Below are 22,362 nucleotides of genomic sequence, written 5' to 3'. Positions count from 1 at the left end.
CAGCGACCGGCTTGAGCGCGGTCGCTGCGCTTCTCGTTTTCCTGGGCTTGCAGATCTCGCAGGAACTGAAGGAGCTGCGCAACGCACCCCGCGATAACGTACAATGGACCGCCGCCCAGCTTGAGGTCGAACTGCTGACCTTGCTGCATGCCATCGACGGCGGCGGGAAGCCGGTCGGCCTCGACGACATCCGCAAGCGCTTCGACATCTTCTACAGTCGCGTGGTGACGATCGAGTCCAGTTCCATGTTTGCGGAGCTGCGTGCCAGCGAGCACGCAAGCAGCCTTCTTGGCGCGATCCGGGGAACGCTGGACAGGCTTGTTCCCCTCATCGATGGGCCCGACCCGGCTCTGCGCGAGAACCGTGCGGAACTGCTGGCGGAGGTGACGGGCCTGCGCCCCCTCGTGCGCGGACTGTCGCTGGAAAGCGTCGATCTTTTCGCACGCACCTCGGACAATCGGCGACAGATGTTCACCCTGCTGCTCATTCAGACAGCAGTCGTGGCGGGGCTTCTCATCGTCGTGCTTGCGGGCACGCTGCTCGTCCTGTGGCGCCAGTATCGCGTATCAATGTCGCGATCGGGCGAGCTTTCGCGCAGCAGCCAGCGCTACGCCAACACCATCGATGTCTCGCTTGATGCCATCATCGTCGCCGACGCTGAAGGCACGATCCTCGACTTCAATCCGGCAGCCGAGCGGACCTTCGGCTATTCGCGCAATGCCGCGATGGGTCGGAACATCTCCCGATTGATCGTGCCGGAACACCTGCGCACGGCCCATGTCACCGGCATGAAGAGATTCCTGAAGACAGGCGAGAAAAAGGTTCTCGGACAGGGGCGCGTCGAGCTTGAGGCGATGCGCGCGAACGGCGAGGATTTCCCCGTTGAGCTTTCTCTTGGGGTTGCCAGCGAAAGCGAGAATCCGACCTTCATCGCATATCTGCGCGATATCTCCGACCGGCGCCGGACGCAGCAGGAGCTGACAGAGGCGCGCGACCGGGCACTGTCGGCCGCCGAGGCCAAGTCGCAATTCCTCGCCGTCATGAGCCACGAGATGCGCACGCCCCTCAACGGGGTGCTCGGGGTACTCGATCTCATGCGCGGCACGCGGCTGTCCCAGAAACAGCGTCAGTATGTGGAGACGGCGATCGCATCCGGCGAACTCCTGCGCGACCAGATCGACGATGTCCTGGACCTTTCCAGCCTGGAAGCGGGCGGTTTCGAGCCGCATCCAGTCCGTTTCGAAATCGGTAGCCTCCTTTACGAGATCGTCGATTTGCATTCGGTCGCGACCGAGGCGCGCGGCAACCAGCTCGTCGTCTCCCTTGGATTCGATTCCCTGACCGTCTCGGCCGACCGCCGCCGGATCCGGCAAATCCTCCTTAACCTCGTCTCCAATGCCGTGAAGTTCACCCGAGACGGCATGATCACGATGGAAGCCAACGAGCTGTTCCGCCATGACGGGCAGGCGATCGTCGAGCTGGCGGTTTCGGACACGGGCGCCGGCATTGCCGCAGCCGACATCGACCGCGTTTTCGAGGATTTCGTCACGCTTGATCCCTCCTTCCGGCGCACCACGCGCGGCACCGGCCTCGGCCTGGCTATCTGCCGGCGCATGGCGCGGGCGATGGATGGCGAGATCGGCGTGGAAAGCACGCCCGGCCACGGCAGCCGTTTCTGGGTCCGCCTGCCATTGCCCTTGGCGCGCGGCGAGCACCCGGCGCCGGTGCCGAGCGAGGCGGCGGCAGACGAGGCCCTGGAGGGCAAGGCCGGCCTCAAGGTCCTCGTGGTGGAAGACAATGCGACCAACCGCTTCGTCGCCGGGGAAATGCTGGCCAGGGCCGGCTGCCGTGTGAAGGAGGCGGAGAACGGCGAGGTCGGCGTCGACCTGGCGAATAAAGAGGCCTTCGACATCATCCTGATGGATATTAGCATGCCGCTGCTGGACGGCCTGGAGGCAACGCGCCGGATCCGCTCCAGCGACGGGCCGTGCCGGGACACGCCGATCATCGGCCTCACGGCCCATGTGTTTCCCGAGGAACAGGACAAACTGCGCCTGGCCGGCATGCAGGACGCCCTCATCAAGCCCCTGCGCCTGCGCCAACTCAACGCCGTGCTCGCCCCACTGCTGCGGGAGCGGCCGGCCGCGAGCCCGCCTCCGGCAGCGGAAAAGCCGGCGGAGGCCGAGCCCGCGACAGAGGCGACGTCGGATCGCGGGACGGCCTTGATCGACGAGGACATCGTGGGCGACCTGAAGGCGCTGCTGCCGCCGGAAAAGCTCGTCCAGCATCTGGACAAGTTCTGCGCCGAACTTGTCGCGATCAAGGAGAGCTTCGAGGCGGCGCGGCACGACGAGACCCTGAAGGAGACGTGCCAGTTCGCCCATCGGCTCGCCGGCTCCGCGGCGCTCTTCGGCGCCACCCGGCTCCGCCAGGTGCTGCTGGAAATCGAGGACGCCTGCTTCCAGCGGGACGATGAGCCTTTGCCGGCCCTCATTGAGGCGGCCGATGTGCTGGGGCGCCAGACGATGGCGGCGCTGGAGCCCTATCGCGCCGCCGCCTGAGCGGCCCGGCGACCGAATCCCGCGCCCGGCCCCTGCCCCGATTTGGCGCGGGCCCCAGGCGTTGCGGCGGCGGCCGCCAATGTCCCAGCGAAAACGTTACTTTTCCGGAACACGCGACGTGCTTTGGGTCGTCGCCTTGGCGCCACTTTTCGCCCGGACAGCCTGCCGACCCGTTGGGCAGGCGCTTTATTTCAGCAGCAGCGCCGCGGAGGTGGAGACCGTTCCAAAGCCCCTGGCCAGTTCGATGACGTTGGTCGCGGTGCTGTCGTAGCAGGCCAGCGCGTCGCCCGGCATGAGGTAGGGGTCGTACTCGTCGCGGTCGGCCCGGCGCAGCAGATCCTCGATGCTGCGCTCGATCACGATGGACTTGCCGGTGATCGGGTTGCGTGAGAACAGAACCGCTGTGCGATGCGCATTGGTCCATTTTGCGCCGCCGACGCAGTTCATGCCGACGAGCGCCTGAATGAAGCGCGTGCCATAGCGCAATTCCCGTGCCTCCTTGCCAATCGCCGACAGGGCATTGGCGTTGGCCGGTTGCGACAGGTTCGACATGAAGACCTTGACGCCGGGCGCCGTCACGGATGACGGCACCATCAGCTCCTCCTGGAAGCAGCCGCGGCTGGAGACCTCTATCTGGTCCCCTTCCAGGAGCAGGGGATCGGAGAAAGCGTAGCCCTTGATCGCGCTCCTGAGGTCAACGGACATGGTCTTGCTGCCGCGGCGAATGACGATTCTTGAGAGGTCCGCGTCCGGCCGCACACCGCCGGCCGCCTGCAATGCACCGGAAAGCCGGCGGCCGCCGGCAGCAGCGCCGATTGCCGACTGGCGTGCCTTGTCGATGGCATCGCCCGTGGCGCCGCCGACGGCCACGGCCATCGGCTCGAAAACAGCGCCTGCCACGTGGACACGTGCAGAGGCGACATCCGCCAGCCGAACGGAGACCCGCGGCCGCTCGCGGTAGAACTCGCTCGCCATCAGCGCGCGCACCAGGCTTTCCTCCACATTTGAGACGCTGCGCCCGACAGCCGGCACCGGCCGCAGATAGGGCAGCTTCAGCATGCCGTCCTGGGACACCTCGTAGGAGCCGGTGAAGGTCTCGTCTTCGGCGACGTTCACCTCCACCAGGTCGCCGGGAGACAGGCGCTCCTCGTCGCGCGCCACGGAGCGCGGGAGTGCGGCGTCGGGCGACGGGGTGCCGAGGGTGCATTTTTCCGCGTTTACGCGGGTCGAGGCGGTGTCGGCCGAGCGGCTCGCGTCCGGGTCCGACCGGTACTGCGCCTGGTAGCTGAGGCCCTCCGAGACCAGTTCGAGGTTTCCCACATGGGACGGCTGGCTGCATCCGGCAACGGCGAGCGCGATACCGGCGCCGAGCCAGGGCCACCTGCGCTTTTTGTCCGACGAGCGCTGCATGGATTGGTACCCGTTACTCACTGATGAAGATAATTGTGCCAACCAATCTTCTATTTTTAGTGAATCGCTTGGAAGTCTTTCCTTCGAAGTAGAAATACTATGCAAAAGGATAGGTTCCCCCTGCATCAGAGTTCTTTTCTACACCAGCGCCCCCAACATCCGTTAACTCACGTCGGGTACAACAGATGCCAGTTCAACAACTGTCCTTAGCCGGACCGAACACGAGCAAGCAGACATCATGGCACGCGGGATCAAAGCACTGGTGGGACGCCTCATGGCCTCGTCGCTGACGGCCGGGCTGATGGCCTACGGTGCCTCCGAGGTCGCTTCCAAGCTGTCGCGCCTCGGCGTCGTCATCGTGCTCGCCCGCTACATGGATCCGGTCAGCATCGGCCTTGCCGCTGGGGCGATCGCCACCTCCGACATCCTCAAGAGCCTGACCGAGAACGGTGTCGGACAGCGGATCATCGCCGCCCGGTCGTACGAGTTGGATGCCACCTGCGTCACCGCCCACCGCATCTTCTGGGTCTGGTGCCTCGGCCTCTTCGCCCTGCAGCTCGCCCTTGCGGCGGCGGTCAGCGGCGTCTCCGACGACTGGCTCGGTTTCGCGCTGATCGCCGTCATCGCCGGCGAGTACCTGTTCATGCCGGGTGGCCTCACCCAGTGCGCCCTGGCCATGCGCGAAGGCAAGCTGAAGCAGACCGCGACCATTTCCGGCACCCAGGTCGTCGCCGCCAACTTCCTGACGGTCGCCCTCGTCATCGTCTGGCCGCATCCGCTGTCGATCGTGCTGCCGCGCCTGCTGACGGCACCGATCTGGCTCGTCGCCATGCGTAGGCTGCGGCCCTGGCGCCCGGCTGCGGTTGCCCCGGCCCCGCTGGCGCCCTTCGTGCGTTTCGGCAGCGCCGTCATCGGCATCGAGTTCCTGAAGGCGGTGCGCCTGCAGGGCGACAAGCTGATTGTCGGTGGCGTGCTCGGGGCCGATGCCCTCGGCATCTACTTCTTTGCCGTCAATGCCGGCCTGGGGATCACCAATTCCTTCAGCTCGGCGCTGTCGACGGTCCTGTTCCCCTTCATCAGCCGCAGCGACAACCGCGACCGTGCCATCGGCCATGCCCTGGCCCTCGCCCTCGGCATCATCGTGCCGGTCGCCATTGCCCAGTCGCTGCTGGCTCCGGTCTATGTGCCGATCATCTTCGGCGCCGATTGGGCGAACATGGCCTCGCTGGTCGCGATCCTGTGCCTTGCCGCCATCCCGACCGTGCTGTGGTCGGCTTCGGCCCAATGGCTGCGCACCGGCGGCCGCGCCGGCACCGAGTTCTCCTATTCGCTGGCGATCGGCGCGACCATCCTCGTGTCGACCGCCGTCGCCGCCCCCTTCGGCCTGACCGCCGTCGCCTGGACCGTGCTCGCTGCGATGACCGTCTCCCAGACCGTCGCATCCCTTCCCGCCCTCCTCGCTGCCCTTCGGGCAACCCGGGGGTTTTCTCCCACCCTTTCCGACCAGAGGTGCTGACATGGCCACTCCGCTGTTTTCCGTAATCATCCCCTGCTGGAACGCCGAGAAGACGATCGTCGAGACCCTGAAGTCTGTCCTCGACCAGACGTTTGGCGACTGGGAGGCGATCGTCGTCGACGACGGTTCGACCGACAACACGGCAGACGTCGTCGCTGGCTTCGCCGCCTGCGATCCCCGCATCAGCTTCTGCACGATCGCCAATGGCGGCCCGAGCCTTGCCCGCAACTTTGGTGCCATGGAGCTCGCCAGGGGCACGTATCTGGCCTTCCTCGACGCCGACGACCTGTGGGCCAGCGACAAGCTTGAGGTCACGGCCGCCCGGCTTCGGGAAAACGAGGCCGCGCAGGCGTTCTACGGGCGCGTCGCCTTCTTCGCCGACACGCCGGCCGACGCCAGCACCCACAGCCATGTGCGCAAAGAGCCCCTGCTCCTGAAGCACGTCCTTGCCGAGAACCCGTTCTGCACGACCTCTAACCTCGTGGTCGAGCGCAAGGCCTTCCTGGCGACCGGCGGCTTCGACGACGGGATCGTGTATGGCGAGGATCTGGAATGGCTCGTCCGTTTCGTCGCGATGTCCGGCGTTATCGAAGGCATCGACCAGACACTCGTCTACTACCGCAACACGCCGGGCAGCCTGTCCTCCAACATCGAGGCCATGGCGACCGCCTGGATGGCGCGCTACGAGACGGTCCGCAAGATGGGCCTTGAGGTCACCGAGCGCGACATCCGCTCCGCCAAGGCGCGGCATTTCCGCTACCTCGCGCGCCAGGCCCTGCGCTCCGATGCGCCTCGGTTCACGGCGATGAAGTTCGCCCTTCGCGGCGTCCTGGCGAGCCCCGCCTCCTTCTTCGACACGCCGCGGCACGGCGCCCTCGTTCTGGCCGCCGCCTGTGCCCTGGCCGACATTCCGCAGTCGGCCTGGCGGCCGGCGATCTTCCAGTAGTGCCCGACATCGCTTGATAGGAGTAACGATCATGAACCGCACCCCCGTCGCCACCGTCGTCGTTCCGGCATACAACTGCCAGGCCACCATCGCCGAAACCTTGCGTTCGATCCTCAACCAGACCTTCACCGACCTCGAGTTGATCGTCGTCGACGACGGCTCCAAGGATGCTACGGTCGACGTCATCAGGGATTTCGGCGACGAGCGCATCCGGCTCATCCGCCAGCAGAACCGGGGCCTTGCCGGCGCCCACAACACCGGCATCCACCACGCCCGCGGCCGTTATGTCGCCTTCTGCGATGCCGACGACCTGTGGCTGCCGGAGAAGCTGGAGCTCCATATCGCCCACATGGATGCCCGTCCGGAGGTCGGTATCAGCTTCTCCGGCTCAGCGTTGATCGACCAGCACGGCCGTCCGCTCGGCATCAGCCAGCAGCCGAAGCTGCGCGACATCACCGCCGCCGACGTCTTCAAGCGCAACCCGATCGGCAACGGCAGCACGCCGGTAATGCGCCGCGAAGCGCTCGACGCCATCGCCTTTCGCCCCGTCGGCGAGACTGAGCGCGACTGGTGGTTCGACGAGACCTTCCGCCAGTCCGACGACATCGAGGGCTGGCTGCGGTTCATCCTGTCGGCGGACTGGCTGATCGAGGGCATTCCCGGCGACCTGACGCTCTACCGCATCCACACCGGCGCACTGTCCGCCAATGTAGAGGCGCAGTTTGCCACCTGGTGCCGAATGAAGGACAAAATCGCCGCCATTTCGCCGATGCTGGTGCGCAAGCACGGCGCCACCGCCGAAGCCTATCAGCTTCGCTACCTGGCCCGGCGTGCTGTCTCCTCGCGCGACAGCAAGCGCGCCGCCGGTCTCATGCGCCGGTCACTCGGGACGTCGCCGCGGCCGCTGGTCGAGGAGCCGGTTAAGACGGTGGTTACTTTAGCTGCGGCAGAATTGCTGAGCCTTCTCGGCCAGAACATCTACGGCCGCATCGAGTCGAGGCTTCTTTCCAGAAAGGCGGCCTGACTTCTACGCCAACGGAGAAAGCTCATGATCCGCGCTATTTCCCACCTCATCGATGATGCGTCTTTCGGCGGTATCAACCGGATGCTTGAATACATGGAATCCTCGCCGGAACTGGCGAAGATCGCCGATCATCGCATCGTCCCGGTGCGGCGTGGCCAGCTCTCCGCCCCGACGCTCGGCGCCGATCTGATCGTCTCGCACCTGTCGATCAGCTGGGCCAATCTACCGATGCTGACGGCGCTGCGCGCCGCCTACCCCAATACGCCAATCGTGCATATGGAGCACAGCTATTCGGAGCGCTTCGTGGCGCTCCATGTGGAGAACCGCGACCGATTCACGGCACTGCTGCAGACGGCCTACGCCCTGTTCGACAAAGTCGTTGCCGTCAGCGAGATGCAAGGCGCCTGGCTGAACCGCCGCGGCCTCTGCCCGCCGGGCAGCCTCCTGGTGATCGAGCCCTGTGTCGATCTCGACCCGTTCCTTGCCCATGAAGGACACCGCGACGCGCCGGAATTCGTCATCGGTGCGATTGGACGGTTCGACCTGCAAAAGGGGTTCGACATTCTCATCGATGCCTTTCGCCAGGTCCGGCGCGCCGATCTTGCACTTCACCTTTACGGCGACGGGCCGGACGTCGACGACCTGCAAAACCGGGCGAAAGGCCATCCCGCCATCATCTTCAAGGGATACACTGCCGACGTGCCTGCCGCCATGGCGGCGTGCGATGCCATCGCGCTGCCGTCGCGCTGGGAGCCCTACGGCCTCGTTGCCGTCGAGGCGATGGCCGTCGACCGTCCCGTTCTTTGCCCGCGCCACGACGGCCTCATCGGCCACATCGCCGCCGGCGCGCACGACATCGGCGAGAACTCAGCCGCGGGGTGGACAGCAGCCCTTGAAGCGCTGGACGTGGACGCGCAGCGCAGGCCCTGCGGCCGGACGCGCGCCCACGCCGCCGGCGCCGGCCGACGCTTTGCCAAGGCATGGGCGGGCCTTGTCGACGAGGTATTCAACGACAGGGACGCAGAAGCCGGCGCCGCGTAACGCCTCGCCGGCCTTTTCCTTTTCAGAATACGGTGGCCACCCGCGAAGGCCGGCCCCGGTGTGGTGTGATGCTAGACGCCGGCCAATCGCGCATGGAGTCGTGCAAGACACGCCAACCAGCGCCAGCACCGGCGATTCCCAATACCGTCGACACATAAGACGTGACAACGCCCGCGGAAATCCCGCGGGCGTTGTCATGTCGGGCCAAACTTTCAGGCCGGTGGAGCGATATTCAAGACCGGTACGACTTTCCCGTCCAGCATCTTCTTTCACAAGGGGCGCAAATGCCGTTTGCCGACCTGGAGCAGCGCCATCATCGTCGCCCCGGCGAGCGCGCCGATCACGTTGGCGTAAAAATCCGTCATCGAGGCGGTGCGCCAGGGAATGCACATCTGCACCAGTTCGATCCAGCCGGAAAAGGCAAGCGTCGCCAGCGCGGCGGCGAGTGGGTTGCCAAAGACGAAAGCAAAGCCGGCCGCGTTGAGGAAGGTGCCGAAGACATGCAGAGCGACATCGCCGTTGTGGCCAAGATTGACGCCCGGAATGAACGCGAGCATGACCGCCCAGGCGTCCGCACCAAGGATCATAAGGAAAACCGGTAACCGCATCGCGTCGCGCATTTGTCGAGTCCTGCCAGTGGACACGCCCCCCTGTATCGGGTTGCGTAGAGCCCGGCGCCAGGTGGAGTACGGCGCCGGGCCTGCTTGCCTGAGGCACGAATACGATCAGCCTCCGAGCCACACCTGCCATATTGTCTCTTAAAACTTTGTGCAGAACACCGGAAAAAATTTATTGATTCCGGCCACGGCGACGAAAAACGCAGATTTAGGCCGATAACTACTATGTAATAGCTTGGCTATGAGACGAAATATTCCAGCATAGCTTGATCCGGGAAACGAATATGGCGACGACAGTGCGCCTTGCCCGCGTTTGCGTGCCCGGAGAGATCACGACAGGCCGTGAAAGAAAGAAAAAGCCACGGCGCAGGAGCGACCGTGGCTTTCCGCCAGAATTTAGCGAAAGTTGGGCATGCAGGAAGACGGTCTTCTTGGGAGTGACGCCTCTTCTCAGTAGGCGCCCCGTCCGGTGAAGACGGCCCGGACGGTTAGAGTGATCAGCGCGATGTCGAGAAAGACGGAGCGGGACCGCACATAAGCGCTATCCATGTGGATCATCTTGTTAAAGCCGATCTCGGCACGGCCGGAGACCTGCCACAGACCGGTCAGGCCCGGCTTGCCGATGAGGCGCTCGCGGGCCTCCGGCGGATAGGCCTCGACTTCCTGCGGCAGGGCCGGCCGCGGGCCGACGATGCCCATGTCGCCGCGCCAGATGTTGAACAGCTGCGGCAGTTCGTCGAGGGAGAACCGGCGCAACAGGCGGCCGATCCGGGTGACGCGCGGGTCGTTCTTGGATTTGAAGCAGATGCCGGCGCGGTCGCTCTGGGCCAGCAGTGCGGCCCGTCGGGCTTCAGCGTCGCGGTACATGGAGCGGAACTTCAGCACCGTGAAGGGCTGGCCGCCGCGGCCGATCCGCGTCTGCCGGAAGAACACCGGGCCGCGCGATTCCAGCTTGATGGCGAGCGCGATCATCATCATCAGCGGGGCAAAGAAGAAGATACCCGCGAAGGATCCCAGAAGGTCGAGGGCACGCTTGCCACGCGCATCGACCGCCGGCATGGCGCCCTTGGACCGTGCCTCCGTCCAGGCCCGCAGCATGAATTGTGGGTTGCCGACGACATAGCGGGTGAACATGCGGCGCGGTTCGATGGCCAGGCGCCACATCCACTCCATGCCGACGGTGCGGAGCGCGCGCGGGGCGCGGCTGACGCGGCCGGACCAGAAGTCGAACTGGGCGCCGACGCCCATCACCAGCCGCGCGTTTATGCGGTGCCGGTTGCGGGCGATCCAGACATCCTGCTGCGGCACGCCGAGGGCGACCAGGACAATATCGGCGCCGGACGCGTTGATGTCGTCGATGATGCGATCCTCGTCCCGGGAAGAGAAGTAGCCGTGGTGGGTGCCGGCAACCTTCAGCGCGGGGGCGATCCGCCGAGCCGCTTCGGACGCCTTGTGTGCGACGCCGTCGGCGCTACCGAGGAAGTAGATCGACAGGCCGCGGGCAGCGGCCTTGCGGCACAGCGGAACGAACAGGTCGGTGCCGTTGAGGTTCTCCACGAAGCGCTGGCCCTGGAGCTTGGCGGCGAGCTGCAGACCGGAGCCGTCCGGCAGCAGGAAGTCGGCCTTTTTGAGGGCCCAGGTGTAGACCGGCGTCTTGGCCGCAACATTCACGCAATGGGCGTTGACGAAGGCGGCGGTGCGGCGCGCACCCGGCTTCAGCATTTGTTCCAGCGCGTCTTCTGCGATCGCGTTGACGATGTCGAGCGAGAAGAGACGGATCTTTTGCAGAGCGTTCATGTTGGCCTCCAAAATTTGCTAATCGGAGAATACCGACGGCGGACGCAAAAGAACGCGCGCAGCGGGACAGTCGAAGCATCCGTGGCATATGCGAACTGGGCGTAAGGGCAGTCGAACGTCCGAAGGAGTAAAAACCTATCCTTTCGGATGGCCGTCGCGGGCGTCGCTTTGCTGTTGCCGGCGCTGCCAAGACTCCAAGGAGACTCACGGCCGGATCGCAGGCGCCCCGATTAACCTTTCGTTGGACGCTCTGAGATAGTATCCATCAGGAGTAGAGCAAATGTGCGTTTGTCGCGTTTTTCGCAACCGCGGAAATTGCCGGCGTTAGACGCGCGATAGCAAAGGCGCGCATCGGATCCCGTTGGAACCCGCCGCCTTCAAGGGGTGACGCTGATGCACATTCTGATCGCCGACGATCACGAACTCGTGCGCGATACGATCTGCGCCTTTCTGGAGCGCGAGGGCGACGTGCGGGTGTCCACCGCCAGCGATTTCGGCGAGGCGATCGCCAAGATCGACACCGAGGGCCCCTACGATCTCGTTATCCTCGACTACAACATGCCGGGCATGGAGGGGCTGGAAAGCCTCGCCCACGCCAAGGACCGCAATATGGGCAATCCGGTCGGCATCATCTCCGGCACCGCCAACCGGTCGGTGGCCGAAGAGGCGCTAGCCGCCGGCGCCGCCGGTTTCCTGCCGAAGACGCTCGCCGCCAAATCCCTCATCCATGCGGTTCGCTTCATGGCGGCCGGCGAGCAATACGCTCCCATCGATTTCATGCGCGCGCAGGACGGGGACGACGACAACCCGCTGGCCCCCAAGCTGAGCAAGCGGGAGTCTGAGGTGCTGAAAGGCCTGATGCGCGGCGCGTCCAACAAGGAGATCGCGCGCGAGCTCGACCTGCAGGAAGTAACGGTCAAGCTCCACGTCAAGACGTTGTGCCGCAAGCTGGACGCGCGCAACCGGACCCAGGCGGCGATGATCGCCAAGGATGCGGGCATGTGCTAGCGCGCGCCGCGCGCCCTGCCCGGACGATGCCGGCGACCTGTCCCAAAGGATAGGTCCGATACCGGAAGAGACGGATGATGCCCCTTTGCACACCGCCGGCAGCGGCCGCCTTGCAATAAACAAGTGTCGCGACAGGGAAACAGAGTCATGAATGTTCACGCGACGTTTTCGAACGGCCGATACCACCCCAGCAACGAAGATGCCGCCGCGCCGGCAACGTCTGCGCCGTCGGTGGAGGCGGAGGCGGCGGGGCCGTGGAAGGCACGCCTCGGCGCGCAAATCGGCGCCGGCGCCGCAAGACTTCGCGGCTATGCGCCCCGACTGCGCAGCCAAGCCTCCAGACTGCTCGGCCATACGCTCAGCCTGCGCCGCTTCCTGCCGAGACTAGTCCGCACACCAGTGTCGGCCCTTTCCGCCGCCCGGTTGCTGCGCGGCGGCCGCGTAGGGGACTTCCAGCGCATGCCGCGTTACGCCGTCGTCATTTTCGGCGGGCTGGTCGCCATCTGGGTTCCGGTCATTCTCTACCTGTCGGCCGCTCCGCTCCGCTACCAGTCCGAGGCGGCGATGATCATGCCGGGCGCCGGGGCATCCAGCTCCGTCAACCTGTCGGAGATCGGCCAGGCCTCGACCTCCGCCAGTTCACCCTATTCCAGCTCGGCGATCAGTCCGACGGTCACCTACAAGAGCCTGATGGAATCGCGCCGTGTGCTGGTTCGTGCGGCCACATCTCTCGACATGGAAGTGCGCGACCTCGGCCGGCCGCGCATCAAGCTTCTCGACCAGACCAGCCTCATCCGCGTGACCATGACCGGCGCCTCGCCGCAAGGCGCCGCCAAGAAGACCGAGGCTGTCCTCGCCGCCTTCCTCGGCGAGCTTGACAAGCTCCGCGGCGACGAGATGGCACGCCGGGAGGGCTCGACGATCGACACCGTGCGCGAGCACCAGGAGGAGGTCGAGGCCATTCGCGTCAAGATCAGCAAGCTGCAGGCCGAGACCGGCCTGGCGAGTGCCCAGCAGCATCTGGAACTGGTGACGATGGTGGAAAACCTCGGCCAGCAGATCGTCACCACCACCTCCGAACTGCGCGAGGCCGAACAGGAGGTGGAGGCCCTTTCCAGGATGCTGAGGGTCGACGCCGACCACGCCTCGGCCATGCTGCGCCTCCATGCCGATATCGAATTCGGTGCGATTTCGGCCAATGCCGCCAAGGCGTCGGCCGAGCTTTCCAGCCTCGACGGCCGGTTCGGGCCGAACCATCCGCAGGTCGTCAAGGTCCGCAACAACCTGCTCGGCGCCCGGCTGCGCATGAACGAACGGGCCAGGACCGTGACGGGGCTTTCCGTCGATACCATGTGGGAGCACGTCGACCCGTCCTCCGACGGCCAGCGCTCCGCCCTCTTGGCGCAACTGGTCAACCTGGTGACCAAGCGCGACGGCCTGGCGGCCCGCCAGCAAACGCTGAAGACGGAGCACGAGGCCGCCCGCGAGCGCGTGCGCAACCTCATCGAGACGGTCTCGCGCCTAGACAGCCTCAACCGCGACTACAAGGTCGCCGAGGCCGTGTTCGCGTCCGCCCTGGCGCGCATGAACACCACGCGCAACGACGTCTTTGCGTCCTATCCGATGGTGCAGGTCGTCGAGCAGCCGACAATCGAATGGGAGCCGTCCTCGCCGAAGAAGAAGATCGCGCTCGGCGCCGCCGGTGCCGCGTCCCTGTTCTTCCTGATGGGCCTCACGCTGACCTGGATACGTCGTCCCCTGATCGACAAGCTGTTGACACGGGGCGAGGACGGCGCCGAGCCGGACAATGCCACCGCGTAACCTGCCAGAAAGCCTCGTCTTCTGGACGATCACGCTGACGTGGTTCTTCTACGCTTTCGGCGCGCTCTATGTGGTCGGGCCGGTCATTTCCTGGTGCCTGGCCGGCCTCGGCTTTCTCGCCCTTTATCTCGGTCCCAGCGTGCGCTCGGACCTGAGGCCCACCGGCACCGTGCCGCCGATCATCTGGGGCTGGATCGGCGGCATGCTGGTCATGCTCGTCGCCCTTTGGGCCGGCCATATCGACTGGGGTCTTGGCACCGGCCAGACGATCAAGTCGTCGATCGGCTGGGCCAAGGGATGGGCGATGGTCGCCCTGGTGCCGTTCGCCGGTGCCGTTCTGAAGATCCGCCGCGAGGTTCTCGTCAGGAGCCAGTGCATCGTCGGGCTATGCACCCTCCTTCTGCTGCCGATCCTGCTCGTTGCGCCCTTTGCCGGGCTGCCGGAAAAAATCTTCGTCTCGCCGCTGAAGGTGGTCGGCGGGCCGGGGCCGGAATATTTCTCGGTCTATTTCTACACCCTAGACCCGTCGAGCTGGACGCCGCGCTGGCAGTTCTATGCGCCATGGTCTCCCTTCGCGGGATTGCTCGGCGTCGTCATGATCCTGTTTGCGCTGGAAGACCGCAACCGCTTCTGGATGGCCGTCGGCATCGCAGCCGGGCTCGCCATGGTGGTCTTCTCCAAGTCGCGCATGAGCCTCGTCGCCGTGGTCGTGTGCACCGTCGGCCCGCGCATGATGCCGCTCTTGGCGAAAAGCATGGCCTGGCAGGCGGCAGCCGCGGTCGCCACCTCCATGGCGGCGCTCGGCACGATGCTGCTGCAGCTCGTGGAGGACGGCATCGCCACCTTCAAGGGCGCCCGGGCCGACAGTACCCGGGTGCGCGAGACGCTGCAGCGCATTGCCTATGACCGCTGGCAGAACGAGGCCGTCTGGTTCGGCCACGGCACGGTGGAGCCGGGCCCGCACATCGTGGAGCACATGCCCATCGGCAGCCATCACACCTGGTTCGGGCTCCTGTTCGTGAAAGGGGTGGTCGGGTTCGCCGCCTTCCTGGTGCCGCTGGTCTGGCAGTTCTGGATTGTCGCAGTGGATGCGGTCAAAGGCGGGCGCGGACGGCTTCCGCTCGGTATCGTGCTCGTTTTCATCATTCTCAGCTTTGGCGAGAATATCGAGATCGAGGTCTATCTCCTGTGGCCGGCCCTGCTTCTGCTCGGTATACACGCCCGCGAACTGGAACGGGACAAGCTGTCGAGCCCGTCAAAGACCTCAAAATAGAAATTTGCTCGCGTTATCTCCAAAACCGACTCGGAATGCGATTCTTTATTAAGGGTTATTATTTGTAATTCCGGCGGGATCGGTTCGACGGAGGTGCCACGCCGCGTTAGGATCTGAGCCTTCAGCGTGCTCTATACTTTGGAGGAAAGCATGAATGCCATCATTACAATGGTCGAAAGCGCTTCGGTCATTATTGTTGCCATCATGTTCCTGGCGTTTGTCGGCGAGCGTCTCGAGCGTTCCTTCTGGCGCCACAGTCTGGCGTTCGGCGGAATGTTCGCGGTCATCGGTCTCGTGGTGATGTCCACACCGGTGGAATTGATTCCAGGCGTGCGTACCGATCCGCGCAATGCCGTGGTGACACTGTCCGCCGCCTTCGGCGGCCCGGTCAGTGCCGTTCTGACCGCCATTCCGATGGTGCTGCTTCGGCTTCATTTCGGCGGCATCGGCGCAGTACCGGGCGCCTTGAGCATAGCGGCCGCTGCGCTGTCCTCCAGCGCAATCTGGTACTGGTGGCGGCAGCGCCGCGGCCTAGACCCGTCGCAGCTCTATCTGTTCTGTCAGGCATTGAGCGTCGCCATCGTCCCAACGTTAGTCATTTATTTGACAACGTCAGCACCCACGGAAATATATCTCCGCGCCGCATCATTGTTCGTCCCGGTAAACTTCGCCACGGTACTACTAATGGGCAATCTCGTGCTACGCGAATATCAGAGACGCTGGGCAGTCGCCGCGCATGCCGATGCGCAAGCGCGCCTCCAGGCGACGGCAAACGACGCTCCAGGTATGCTTTTCCAGGTCGAGCTCATGGGCGAGAACACCCTTCTTTTCCATTATGTGTCGAACGGCGCGTACCGGATCCTCGGCGTCGATCCGGAACGCTTTATGGACGAACCGGAGACCTTGGCCCGGCTCATTTCGGAAGAGGAAATGTCCCGCCTATTTACGCTTATGTCGGATTCCGCGCAAAGCCACGAACCGTGGGCGTTCGAGACCAAATGCGTGCATCCGCGCGGCGACATCCTTTGGGTCCGCGCCGTAGCTCGACTTCATCCGAGCGAAGACGACGCCGCCATCTGGGATGGCTTTCTCTACGATATCACTGAACAGAAGCGCTCTGAGCAGATGAAGAACGACTTCATCGCCACCGTCAGCCATGAGCTGCGAACGCCTTTGACCTCCATCCACGGCGCGCTTAGCCTTATGGACATGGGCAGGGCGGGAGAACTGACCGTCAAAGGCAAGCGCCTTGTCTCCATGGCCCATGCAAACAGCGACCGGCTGGTTCGACTGATCAACGACATATTGGACATAGAGCGGATCGAATCCGGCGCCATGCCCTTTGACATTCGTCCGACCGCTCTTCGTTCGGTCATTGATGGCGCCTTGGAAGCCACGCGAAGCTACAGCGCCGAGCGAAACACAAAGATCGTTGTCGAAGACACCGCGCCGAACCTGACCGCAATGGTCGATCCGGATCGCCTTAACCAGGTACTTGTCAACTTGATTTCCAACGCGGTCAAATTCTCACCGCCGGAACGCAAGGTCTCGATACGGATCGCGCAACGCAGCGGACGTGCGCGCATTTACGTTAGCGACGAGGGGCCCGGTATTCCGCCTGAGTTCCGCAGCCGGATCTTCAACAAGTTCGAGCGTGCTGACGCTTCCGACACCCAGAAGGTCGGCGGAACCGGTCTTGGGCTGTCGATCAGCAAAGCGATCGTAGAGCATCTCAACGGAGAGATTGACTTCGAAAGCGTGGAAAAAGAAGGGACGACATTCTGCATCGACCTGCCCGCACTACCGATGGAAACGGCATCTTCTTCGAGAGCGAAATCCCTGCCAGATCCCGGCGCTTACGACGTGGGCGCGGACGGCGACGACGAGATCGCCTCGCTCTGAGGCAATGTCTTTGTGGTTCCCGGCGGGCACCGATCCCCCGATGCGCAGTCGAAACGATGGCTAGTTGAATTGGCGACGGTTCTCAGAATCGGATCCACACTCCGGAAAAAACGCCGCGCTCGCGCAGCGCGTTCTTGCCGTGGACAGTACCGAGGCCGCCGACCTGGAACGAAACGCTCTCGTTGATGTCAAAGACCGCACTAAGCTGGAGTTTGTGCTCCCGGGTCTTGCTGAATACTCCCTGCGGATCGCTGACGCTGATCGTGTTGAACGTCTGTGCGAGTAAAAGCAAGTCGGGATGCGGCCGAACCCCGAGCGTGCCGTCAAGGCGCAATTCGTTTGCCGGGTCGTTCGTCCGGTAGCGATAGCCAGCCTGGGCGTCGACAAAAGCGTCCTTTTCGAAGATCTTGAAGCTATGGCCGAAAAGACCGCGGACGTCGTACTCGGTGTCTGTGTTGCCGACGTTGGCGAGGATGTCGTCCCGGCGCGACCCGGGAATGCGCGCCAGCCCCTGGAGAGAGAGCACCGTGCCATCCTTCTGGAATATCCGGTATCGGGCACCGAGGTCAGTATATCCAAGTCGGCTGCTGCTGCTGATGTCACCAATGGAGGCATGGCGGAAACTCGGCGTCAGGATAACCGTCAAGTCCGAGGTCAGCCCGTACTCCATCAGCAGCGAGAATTCCGCCTTCGTGTAGTCATCTATGTTGACGACCTTACCCTTATCGTCGAAGCCGCGCGGACTATTCGAATAAAGGAAGGTGCCGATGACCTGCCCGGTTCCTTTCTCAAGGGTCCAAGCGCCGGCAAGGGCATCGGAGGCGGGACTCAGAAAGCTGGCCAGCAGTCCCACCAAGACGGTGGCCGACGCGAGACGGTCAGGCGATCTCGACATGGGTGTCGCCACGGGTCCATCCGCGCTGGAATCTGGACAAGAGATTTGCCGGCAAGTCGATGAGCGCATTGGCCAATCCCAAAGACGCTGCAGACGATGCGGTGACAAAGGTGCTGTGGATGGAATTGCCATGGCGAATCTCCAGATCTGCGACACGACGGCGCGCGAGCTCACATGTATCTTGCATGGTGGATACGTCGCGGGCGTTCGGCTCCACGATCATGAAGGCGCCGGGTTCATAAGCGGTCAGAACCGCCGTCAGCGGCGCAGGCACGCGGGCGATTACGCCGGCCACCTTACGAATCAGCTCATCCGTGGCTTCGTCGCCGTGCCGTGCCCGGAATGCGGCAAGTTCGTCAATCTGGATCAGCGCCAGGCACGCGCTGACACCGGTCTCCATACAGCTCCGCAATGTAACGTCTATGACGGAGGCTGTCGCAAGTCTGGTCAGTGGGTCGACGAGCGTGCCGTCGAGGGTTCCACGTTCCAGTTCCTTATGTCTTTTCTGAAGTTCGGCCTCACGAAGCTGGCGGCGCTCCTGCTCGCGCTTGAAGCGAAGCAGGGTCCGAACACGTGCCGTCAGGTCGATCTGGCTGACCGGCTTGCCGACGAAGTCGTTGGCTCCTGCAATGAATGCCTGATTGAGTGCGTCGGCATCGCGGACACCCGACAGCATCAGGATGGGTAGGTCCCGCCCTGTCGGACTCAGGCGGATGCGTGCGCACGCTTCGATGCCGTCGATCTCCGGCATCATGATGTCCATGATCACGAGGTCGAAAGTACAACCGTCTGCGTCGGGCGCAGTCGACTCCAGACCTAACATTGCGTAGGCATCGGCTGCCGAGCGGGCGAAGCGGATGTCCTGGAATCCGCTGTTCTCGAGATAGGCTGCGGTGATGTCGGCCGAGTCCTCTGAATCATCGACAATCAGAATCCTGGAAGCAGATGCACTCATGAACGGTTGCCCCCAATCGCCTGATAAGCGCGCCAGGTGGAGCCGTCGAAGATTTTTCGGTAGCCGGGCGCCCCATCGTCGAACAGCTCGGGGAAAGCGCGTCCGACACGGTCGCTGCCGTGCGGGGACATCTTGCTCCTGACTACCACGATTGGCCAATTCATCTCGCGCCGAAGTGCAGACATGCGGAACGGAAAAGCGTCAGGGCTTAAGAGCCCATCAGCGCTACCGCGCATGGCGATCAGAGCTGGCGCCGCTTGGGCATCCAGAAGAACGCCCTTCCGGCCAGCCAATATCCCGGCCAACAAGACTTGCTCTTGATCAATGGGCGCGGTCTCCCGGCCAAACGCTGCGCTGCGCCATTGCCGGGTTTGTAAGGATGTATCGCCGATGAGTATCGCGGTTCCACCGAAAAGGCCGACCGCCAGCCACAGTATGATCGCCCGCTGACCATCGTGGCTTCGCGGCCAGTGCACTGCACAAGCCGCCGCGATGACGACGGCTGGCCCTATCGCAAGGGCGAGGGGCGGCACGACACCGAGGAGAGCGGCATAAACGATGGCTGACACCAGCGTAGCAAAGAGACCGCCGATTGCCAGCAGCAGCGGCCGCAATGTCCAGGTCCGCACGCCCATGAAGATCGCAATCGGAGCCACACCGAAGAATCCGGTTGCCGCAACAGCCGCCACGATCAGCATATTTGATGGAAACACGACACCGTTTCGATCACTCATGAACGCCGTACTCGTTTCTGAACGTGCCAGAAAGTGGAGCGCATCTCCCGTGAGTATCCAGTTAACAAAGATAAAACTCAAGATTGCAAACACCAGTGGGAAGAGAAGAACGAGATACACGCCGGAAGGTGATTTTTCCAAGAGATCTGGTGGAACGGAAAGCGCTAGGAACGGAATGCTGACGACTGCGACCACGGCACCGAAGGGGTGAGAGAACGAGAGAACAACAAGCGCCACCGAGACCAGCATCATATCGTTGACACGGTAGAATTGGCGGAGGTTGAAGAGGCCGAGCGCCAGTAGCCAAATACCCAGATTTAGCAACACAAACCCCGATCCCTCGCTCGCGGCGCGAAGAAAAAGCGGGTTGAATGCGAGCAACGTTGTCGCCGCGAGACTGACGACAATTCCAAATTTCGCGTTGCGAAGCATGACAAACCAAGACGTGACGAGCCAGGCCGCGAGCATGGCCACCACTATGGACAACACCGGCGGCCCTAGGTCGGGCACTAGCCAGTTTGCACCGACCGCCGCAATCTGCGGCAGTGGCGGAAACGCCGTTGCCGCAACCTCGAACGGCATCACCCCGGCGTTGACGAGCAGTGTACGGCCCCACAGATCGAGTTCGCCGGCGGCGGTGTAGCCGTGTGCGCGCAGGAACAGCGCTAAGGCAAGCACCAGGACGGTCGCGGTGGCAAAGACCAGAACCGCTGCATATCGGGCCAGGAGGGTCATGCCGCCCGTTCCTCGGTCTGACCGGTCGCGAGAGCGACCTCCACCGCGGTCTGCTTCGACAGGCCGTGATCCGTCTTTTCCCAGAAGAACGGCTTCGTGATGAGTTGAACCGCTGCCTTCCAGGCGGCGGCGGACATCAGCACCCAGTACCAGATCGCAGTCAAGCTGAACGGAACGAGTTCAAGCCATTGCCTCCTGAATGGCGCCAGCATCATGATAAATGTAATGAGGGCATTGCCGGCGAGGAGGTTGAAAAGGGCCAGGTACAGAAGCGCTGGCGGGAACAATTCGTCAAAACCCGTAGTCCGGGTGATCGCCCAGATGGCGAACATGCCCCAGAAGATCGGGTTCAAAAGACCGGACAGCATAGTCCCCCCGATGAAGAACACAAACCCCAAGACGCCTAGGGGGCCGATGGTGCGCACCAGGTGGAGCGGCCGCCGCGTATGGACTAAGAAGGTTTGCATATAGCCCTTGATCCAGCGCGAGCGTTGGCGAATCCAGTTCGACTGCGAGACATTGGCCTCTTCGAAGGTCGTGGATTCGATGAGCCAGACGCCGTAGCCCTTCTGCGTCATGCGGATGCCGAGATCGGCGTCCTCGGTGACGTTGAAGGGGTCCCAGGCGTGCAGTTCGCGCAGCACCTCGATCCGGAAGTGATTGGAGGTGCCGCCGAGCGGGATCGGCACGCCGAGCCGTTCCAGGCCCGGCAGCATGAGGTCGAACCACAGCGAATAGTCGAGCGTGAACAGGCGGGTCAGCCAGTTTTCGTCGCGGTTGAAATAGTTCAGCCGGCATTGCACGCAGGCGATGTGGTCCGGCGCCTGGCGGAACGCGGCGACGACCTTCTTGAGCTGGTCGGGCTCGGGCTTGTCCTCGGCATCGTAGATGACGACGTAGTCGCCGCGCGCGAACCTGAGGGCATAGTTGCAGGCCTTCGGCTTGGTCTGCGGCTCCGACGGCGACACCCGGATGATTTCGAAAATGCCCTCAAGACCGAGCGCCATTGCCGCGTCGATCGTCTCGGTGTCGCCCTCCTCCAGCACGATCTTGATGTCGAGGCGCGAGGTCGGATAGTCCAGCTGCCTCAGCGCATTGGTAATGATCGGGAGGACATTGGGTTCGCGGAACATCGGCACCAGCACGGTGTAAATTGGTAGGTCTTCGTCCCGTAGCATTCGGACACCGGCATTGACCTCCCGTGTGCGACCGGTTTGGTGGCTGCCTCCAGCCCAGATCAGGATTGCTTTGAACAGGAAATTACCGAAGTAAAAGAGCGACATCAAAAGATTAATGGCGATCAGGGTGGCTACCGGCGCAAAGGCGAGCCCGACGGTCGCTGCCGACATCAGCCCCCAGCCGATCAGGACTTGAGCAGGCGTGAAGACGGTCTGGGCAGACATGACCGGGTCGCGCTCGGCCAGCTCGAACACGGCCCGTTGCGAATACTGATCGGAAAAGACGTTCTGGACGGCCCAGTGAATGTCGAACTTGCTGGTGACGACGAAAGAGACGTCGCGTCCCCAGCGCCGGCGGCTGAACAGGATGCATTCCGGGCCCGGGCGGGCCGTTGCGACGACGATGCGTCCGTCGCGCTTGCGCCAGGGCATCGCCAGTTCGCGCATGTATTCGGAGACGTCGTCTTCCTTAAGGAGATCCGGATCGGGCAGCGCCTCGCGAATGCTGACGAATTCGATGTCGAAGCGCTCCGACAGCGAGCGGTAGTACTCGGCCGGGTCGATCCAGTTGCGGGCGAGCAGAACATCGATGAGGCTGGCGTTCCATTGCTCCGCCAGGCGTCTGGCCTGGTCGAACTGGGAAAGGCTGATGAGGCCCTGCTCGACCAGATGGTCGCCCGTCCAGCTATCGCTTTCGGTCAAAGCCGCCATCGTCAGCCTTTCGGTCGTCTGGCGCGATAGATGCCGCGCAGAAGAAGGACGAAGCCGATGCTGCCGATCAGCCAGACGCCACCGATTATTCCGAGCCTGTACTTTTTAAGATATTGCATCAGGCTTCGGTCGTCGGGATACCGAATCTCAATCAGCCGATCGCGCTTGGTGGAAAATGCCAGATTGATGCCCCGGTGATCGATGAAGGCAACATCGCCGCGCCCCAGTTCCTGGGGCG

The 22,362-nt window shown here is 63.5% G+C and carries 17 protein-coding genes; 9 read left to right on the top strand and 8 right to left on the bottom strand.

Features of this window, described 5'->3' with window-relative positions; all coding sequences use genetic code 11:
• Positions 1-11: 11 nt before the first annotated feature.
• Positions 12-2,561, top strand: a complete 2,550-nt coding sequence (locus tag CH339_RS12090; RefSeq protein WP_170138506.1) for a hybrid sensor histidine kinase/response regulator — start codon at positions 12-14, stop codon at positions 2,559-2,561.
• A gap of 186 nt (positions 2,562-2,747) precedes the next feature.
• On the opposite strand, the gene CH339_RS12085 is transcribed toward CH339_RS12090, so the two are convergent.
• Positions 2,748-3,971, bottom strand: a complete 1,224-nt coding sequence (locus CH339_RS12085; RefSeq protein ID WP_111434614.1) for a polysaccharide biosynthesis/export family protein — start codon at positions 3,969-3,971, stop codon at positions 2,748-2,750.
• A 262-nt stretch (positions 3,972-4,233) separates the two neighbouring features.
• Here CH339_RS12085 and CH339_RS12080 point away from each other — a divergent pair, with 262 nt between their 5' ends.
• Genes CH339_RS12080 through CH339_RS12065 form a run of 4 tightly spaced genes read left to right on the top strand, consistent with a single transcriptional unit; the run spans position 4,234 to position 8,498 of the window.
• The gene (locus CH339_RS12080) at positions 4,234-5,487 is read left to right on the top strand and encodes an oligosaccharide flippase family protein (protein WP_207189630.1); all 1,254 of its coding nucleotides are present in this window, start codon (positions 4,234-4,236) and stop codon (positions 5,485-5,487) included.
• Between the two features lies 1 nt (position 5,488).
• Positions 5,489-6,433 carry a glycosyltransferase family 2 protein gene (locus tag CH339_RS12075; protein WP_111434612.1) on the top strand — a complete coding sequence of 315 codons (945 nt, stop codon included), beginning with the start codon at positions 5,489-5,491 and terminating at the stop codon, positions 6,431-6,433.
• Positions 6,434-6,464: 31 nt separating this feature from the next.
• Complete coding sequence (locus CH339_RS12070; RefSeq protein WP_111434611.1) at positions 6,465-7,457, top strand: glycosyltransferase family 2 protein; 993 nt, start codon at positions 6,465-6,467, stop codon at positions 7,455-7,457.
• A 24-nt stretch (positions 7,458-7,481) separates the two neighbouring features.
• On the top strand, positions 7,482-8,498 hold the full coding sequence (locus tag CH339_RS12065; RefSeq protein ID WP_111434610.1) for a glycosyltransferase family 4 protein: 1,017 nt from the start codon (positions 7,482-7,484) through the stop codon (positions 8,496-8,498).
• 269 nt (positions 8,499-8,767) lie between these two features.
• Here the strand turns inward: CH339_RS12065 and CH339_RS12060 are convergent, their stop codons facing one another.
• A complete protein-coding gene (locus CH339_RS12060; protein ID WP_111434609.1) occupies positions 8,768-9,118 on the bottom strand; it encodes a VanZ family protein in 351 nt (116 codons plus the stop codon).
• A gap of 447 nt (positions 9,119-9,565) precedes the next feature.
• On the bottom strand, positions 9,566-10,912 hold the full coding sequence (locus CH339_RS12055; RefSeq protein WP_111434661.1) for a WecB/TagA/CpsF family glycosyltransferase: 1,347 nt from the start codon (positions 10,910-10,912) through the stop codon (positions 9,566-9,568).
• A gap of 393 nt (positions 10,913-11,305) precedes the next feature.
• Here CH339_RS12055 and CH339_RS12050 point away from each other — a divergent pair, with 393 nt between their 5' ends.
• The 4 genes from CH339_RS12050 (at position 11,306) to CH339_RS12035 (ending at position 16,916) form a co-directional block, all read left to right on the top strand.
• Positions 11,306-11,920, top strand: coding sequence for a response regulator transcription factor (locus tag CH339_RS12050; RefSeq protein WP_111434660.1), 615 nt, complete (start codon positions 11,306-11,308; stop codon positions 11,918-11,920).
• A gap of 147 nt (positions 11,921-12,067) precedes the next feature.
• Entirely contained in the window at positions 12,068-13,741 is a 1,674-nt protein-coding gene (locus tag CH339_RS12045; protein ID WP_146610165.1) for a GumC family protein, read from the top strand.
• Positions 13,728-15,014 carry an O-antigen ligase family protein gene (locus CH339_RS12040; RefSeq protein ID WP_111434607.1) on the top strand — a complete coding sequence of 429 codons (1,287 nt, stop codon included), beginning with the start codon at positions 13,728-13,730 and terminating at the stop codon, positions 15,012-15,014. Before CH339_RS12045 ends, CH339_RS12040 begins: the two co-directional genes overlap by 14 nt.
• A gap of 150 nt (positions 15,015-15,164) precedes the next feature.
• Positions 15,165-16,916: an ATP-binding protein gene (locus CH339_RS12035; protein WP_146610164.1), complete on the top strand. Its 1,752-nt coding sequence runs from the start codon at positions 15,165-15,167 to the stop codon at positions 16,914-16,916.
• An 82-nt stretch (positions 16,917-16,998) separates the two neighbouring features.
• Here CH339_RS12035 and CH339_RS12030 read toward each other — a convergent pair whose 3' ends face one another.
• The 5 genes from CH339_RS12030 to CH339_RS24695 form a co-directional block, all read right to left on the bottom strand.
• On the bottom strand, positions 16,999-17,823 hold the full coding sequence (locus CH339_RS12030; RefSeq protein WP_146610163.1) for a DUF1499 domain-containing protein: 825 nt from the start codon (positions 17,821-17,823) through the stop codon (positions 16,999-17,001).
• Complete coding sequence (locus tag CH339_RS12025) at positions 17,795-18,766, bottom strand: response regulator (RefSeq protein WP_111434604.1); 972 nt, start codon at positions 18,764-18,766, stop codon at positions 17,795-17,797. The genes CH339_RS12030 and CH339_RS12025 overlap by 29 nt, the downstream gene beginning before the upstream one ends.
• Positions 18,763-20,235 carry a hypothetical protein gene (locus CH339_RS12020; protein WP_111434603.1) on the bottom strand — a complete coding sequence of 491 codons (1,473 nt, stop codon included), beginning with the start codon at positions 20,233-20,235 and terminating at the stop codon, positions 18,763-18,765. Before CH339_RS12020 ends, CH339_RS12025 begins: the two co-directional genes overlap by 4 nt.
• Positions 20,232-22,124 (bottom strand): glycosyltransferase, encoded by a 1,893-nt coding sequence (locus CH339_RS12015; RefSeq protein WP_111434602.1) that lies wholly within the window; start codon positions 22,122-22,124, stop codon positions 20,232-20,234. Before CH339_RS12015 ends, CH339_RS12020 begins: the two co-directional genes overlap by 4 nt.
• A gap of 2 nt (positions 22,125-22,126) precedes the next feature.
• Positions 22,127-22,362, bottom strand: a 236-nt coding sequence (locus CH339_RS24695; RefSeq protein ID WP_170138505.1) for a hypothetical protein, incomplete at its 5' end; no start/stop codon positions are given.

This window comes from Rhodobium orientis, assembly GCF_003258835.1.
Lineage (GTDB): Bacteria > Pseudomonadota > Alphaproteobacteria > Rhizobiales > Rhodobiaceae > Rhodobium > Rhodobium orientis.
Note: the sequence above shows the minus strand (reverse complement) of the source record. Positions and strands in the feature narration are given on the sequence as shown.

What these genes read in the sequence shown, in the direction of transcription:
- CH339_RS12085 (WP_111434614.1), bottom strand. Translation starts at nt 3,971, where the DNA reads ATGCAGCGCTCGTCGGACAAAAAGCGCAGGTGGCCCTGGCTCGGCGCC.
- CH339_RS12075 (WP_111434612.1), top strand. Translation starts at nt 5,489, where the DNA reads ATGGCCACTCCGCTGTTTTCCGTAATCATCCCCTGCTGGAACGCCGAG.
- CH339_RS12070 (WP_111434611.1), top strand. Translation starts at nt 6,465, where the DNA reads ATGAACCGCACCCCCGTCGCCACCGTCGTCGTTCCGGCATACAACTGC.
- CH339_RS12065 (WP_111434610.1), top strand. Translation starts at nt 7,482, where the DNA reads ATGATCCGCGCTATTTCCCACCTCATCGATGATGCGTCTTTCGGCGGT.
- CH339_RS12060 (WP_111434609.1), bottom strand. Translation starts at nt 9,118, where the DNA reads ATGCGCGACGCGATGCGGTTACCGGTTTTCCTTATGATCCTTGGTGCG.
- CH339_RS12055 (WP_111434661.1), bottom strand. Translation starts at nt 10,912, where the DNA reads ATGAACGCTCTGCAAAAGATCCGTCTCTTCTCGCTCGACATCGTCAAC.
- CH339_RS12050 (WP_111434660.1), top strand. Translation starts at nt 11,306, where the DNA reads ATGCACATTCTGATCGCCGACGATCACGAACTCGTGCGCGATACGATC.
- CH339_RS12045 (WP_146610165.1), top strand. Translation starts at nt 12,068, where the DNA reads ATGAATGTTCACGCGACGTTTTCGAACGGCCGATACCACCCCAGCAAC.
- CH339_RS12040 (WP_111434607.1), top strand. Translation starts at nt 13,728, where the DNA reads ATGCCACCGCGTAACCTGCCAGAAAGCCTCGTCTTCTGGACGATCACG.
- CH339_RS12035 (WP_146610164.1), top strand. Translation starts at nt 15,165, where the DNA reads ATGAATGCCATCATTACAATGGTCGAAAGCGCTTCGGTCATTATTGTT.
- CH339_RS12025 (WP_111434604.1), bottom strand. Translation starts at nt 18,766, where the DNA reads ATGAGTGCATCTGCTTCCAGGATTCTGATTGTCGATGATTCAGAGGAC.
- CH339_RS12020 (WP_111434603.1), bottom strand. Translation starts at nt 20,235, where the DNA reads ATGACCCTCCTGGCCCGATATGCAGCGGTTCTGGTCTTTGCCACCGCG.
- CH339_RS12015 (WP_111434602.1), bottom strand. Translation starts at nt 22,124, where the DNA reads ATGGCGGCTTTGACCGAAAGCGATAGCTGGACGGGCGACCATCTGGTC.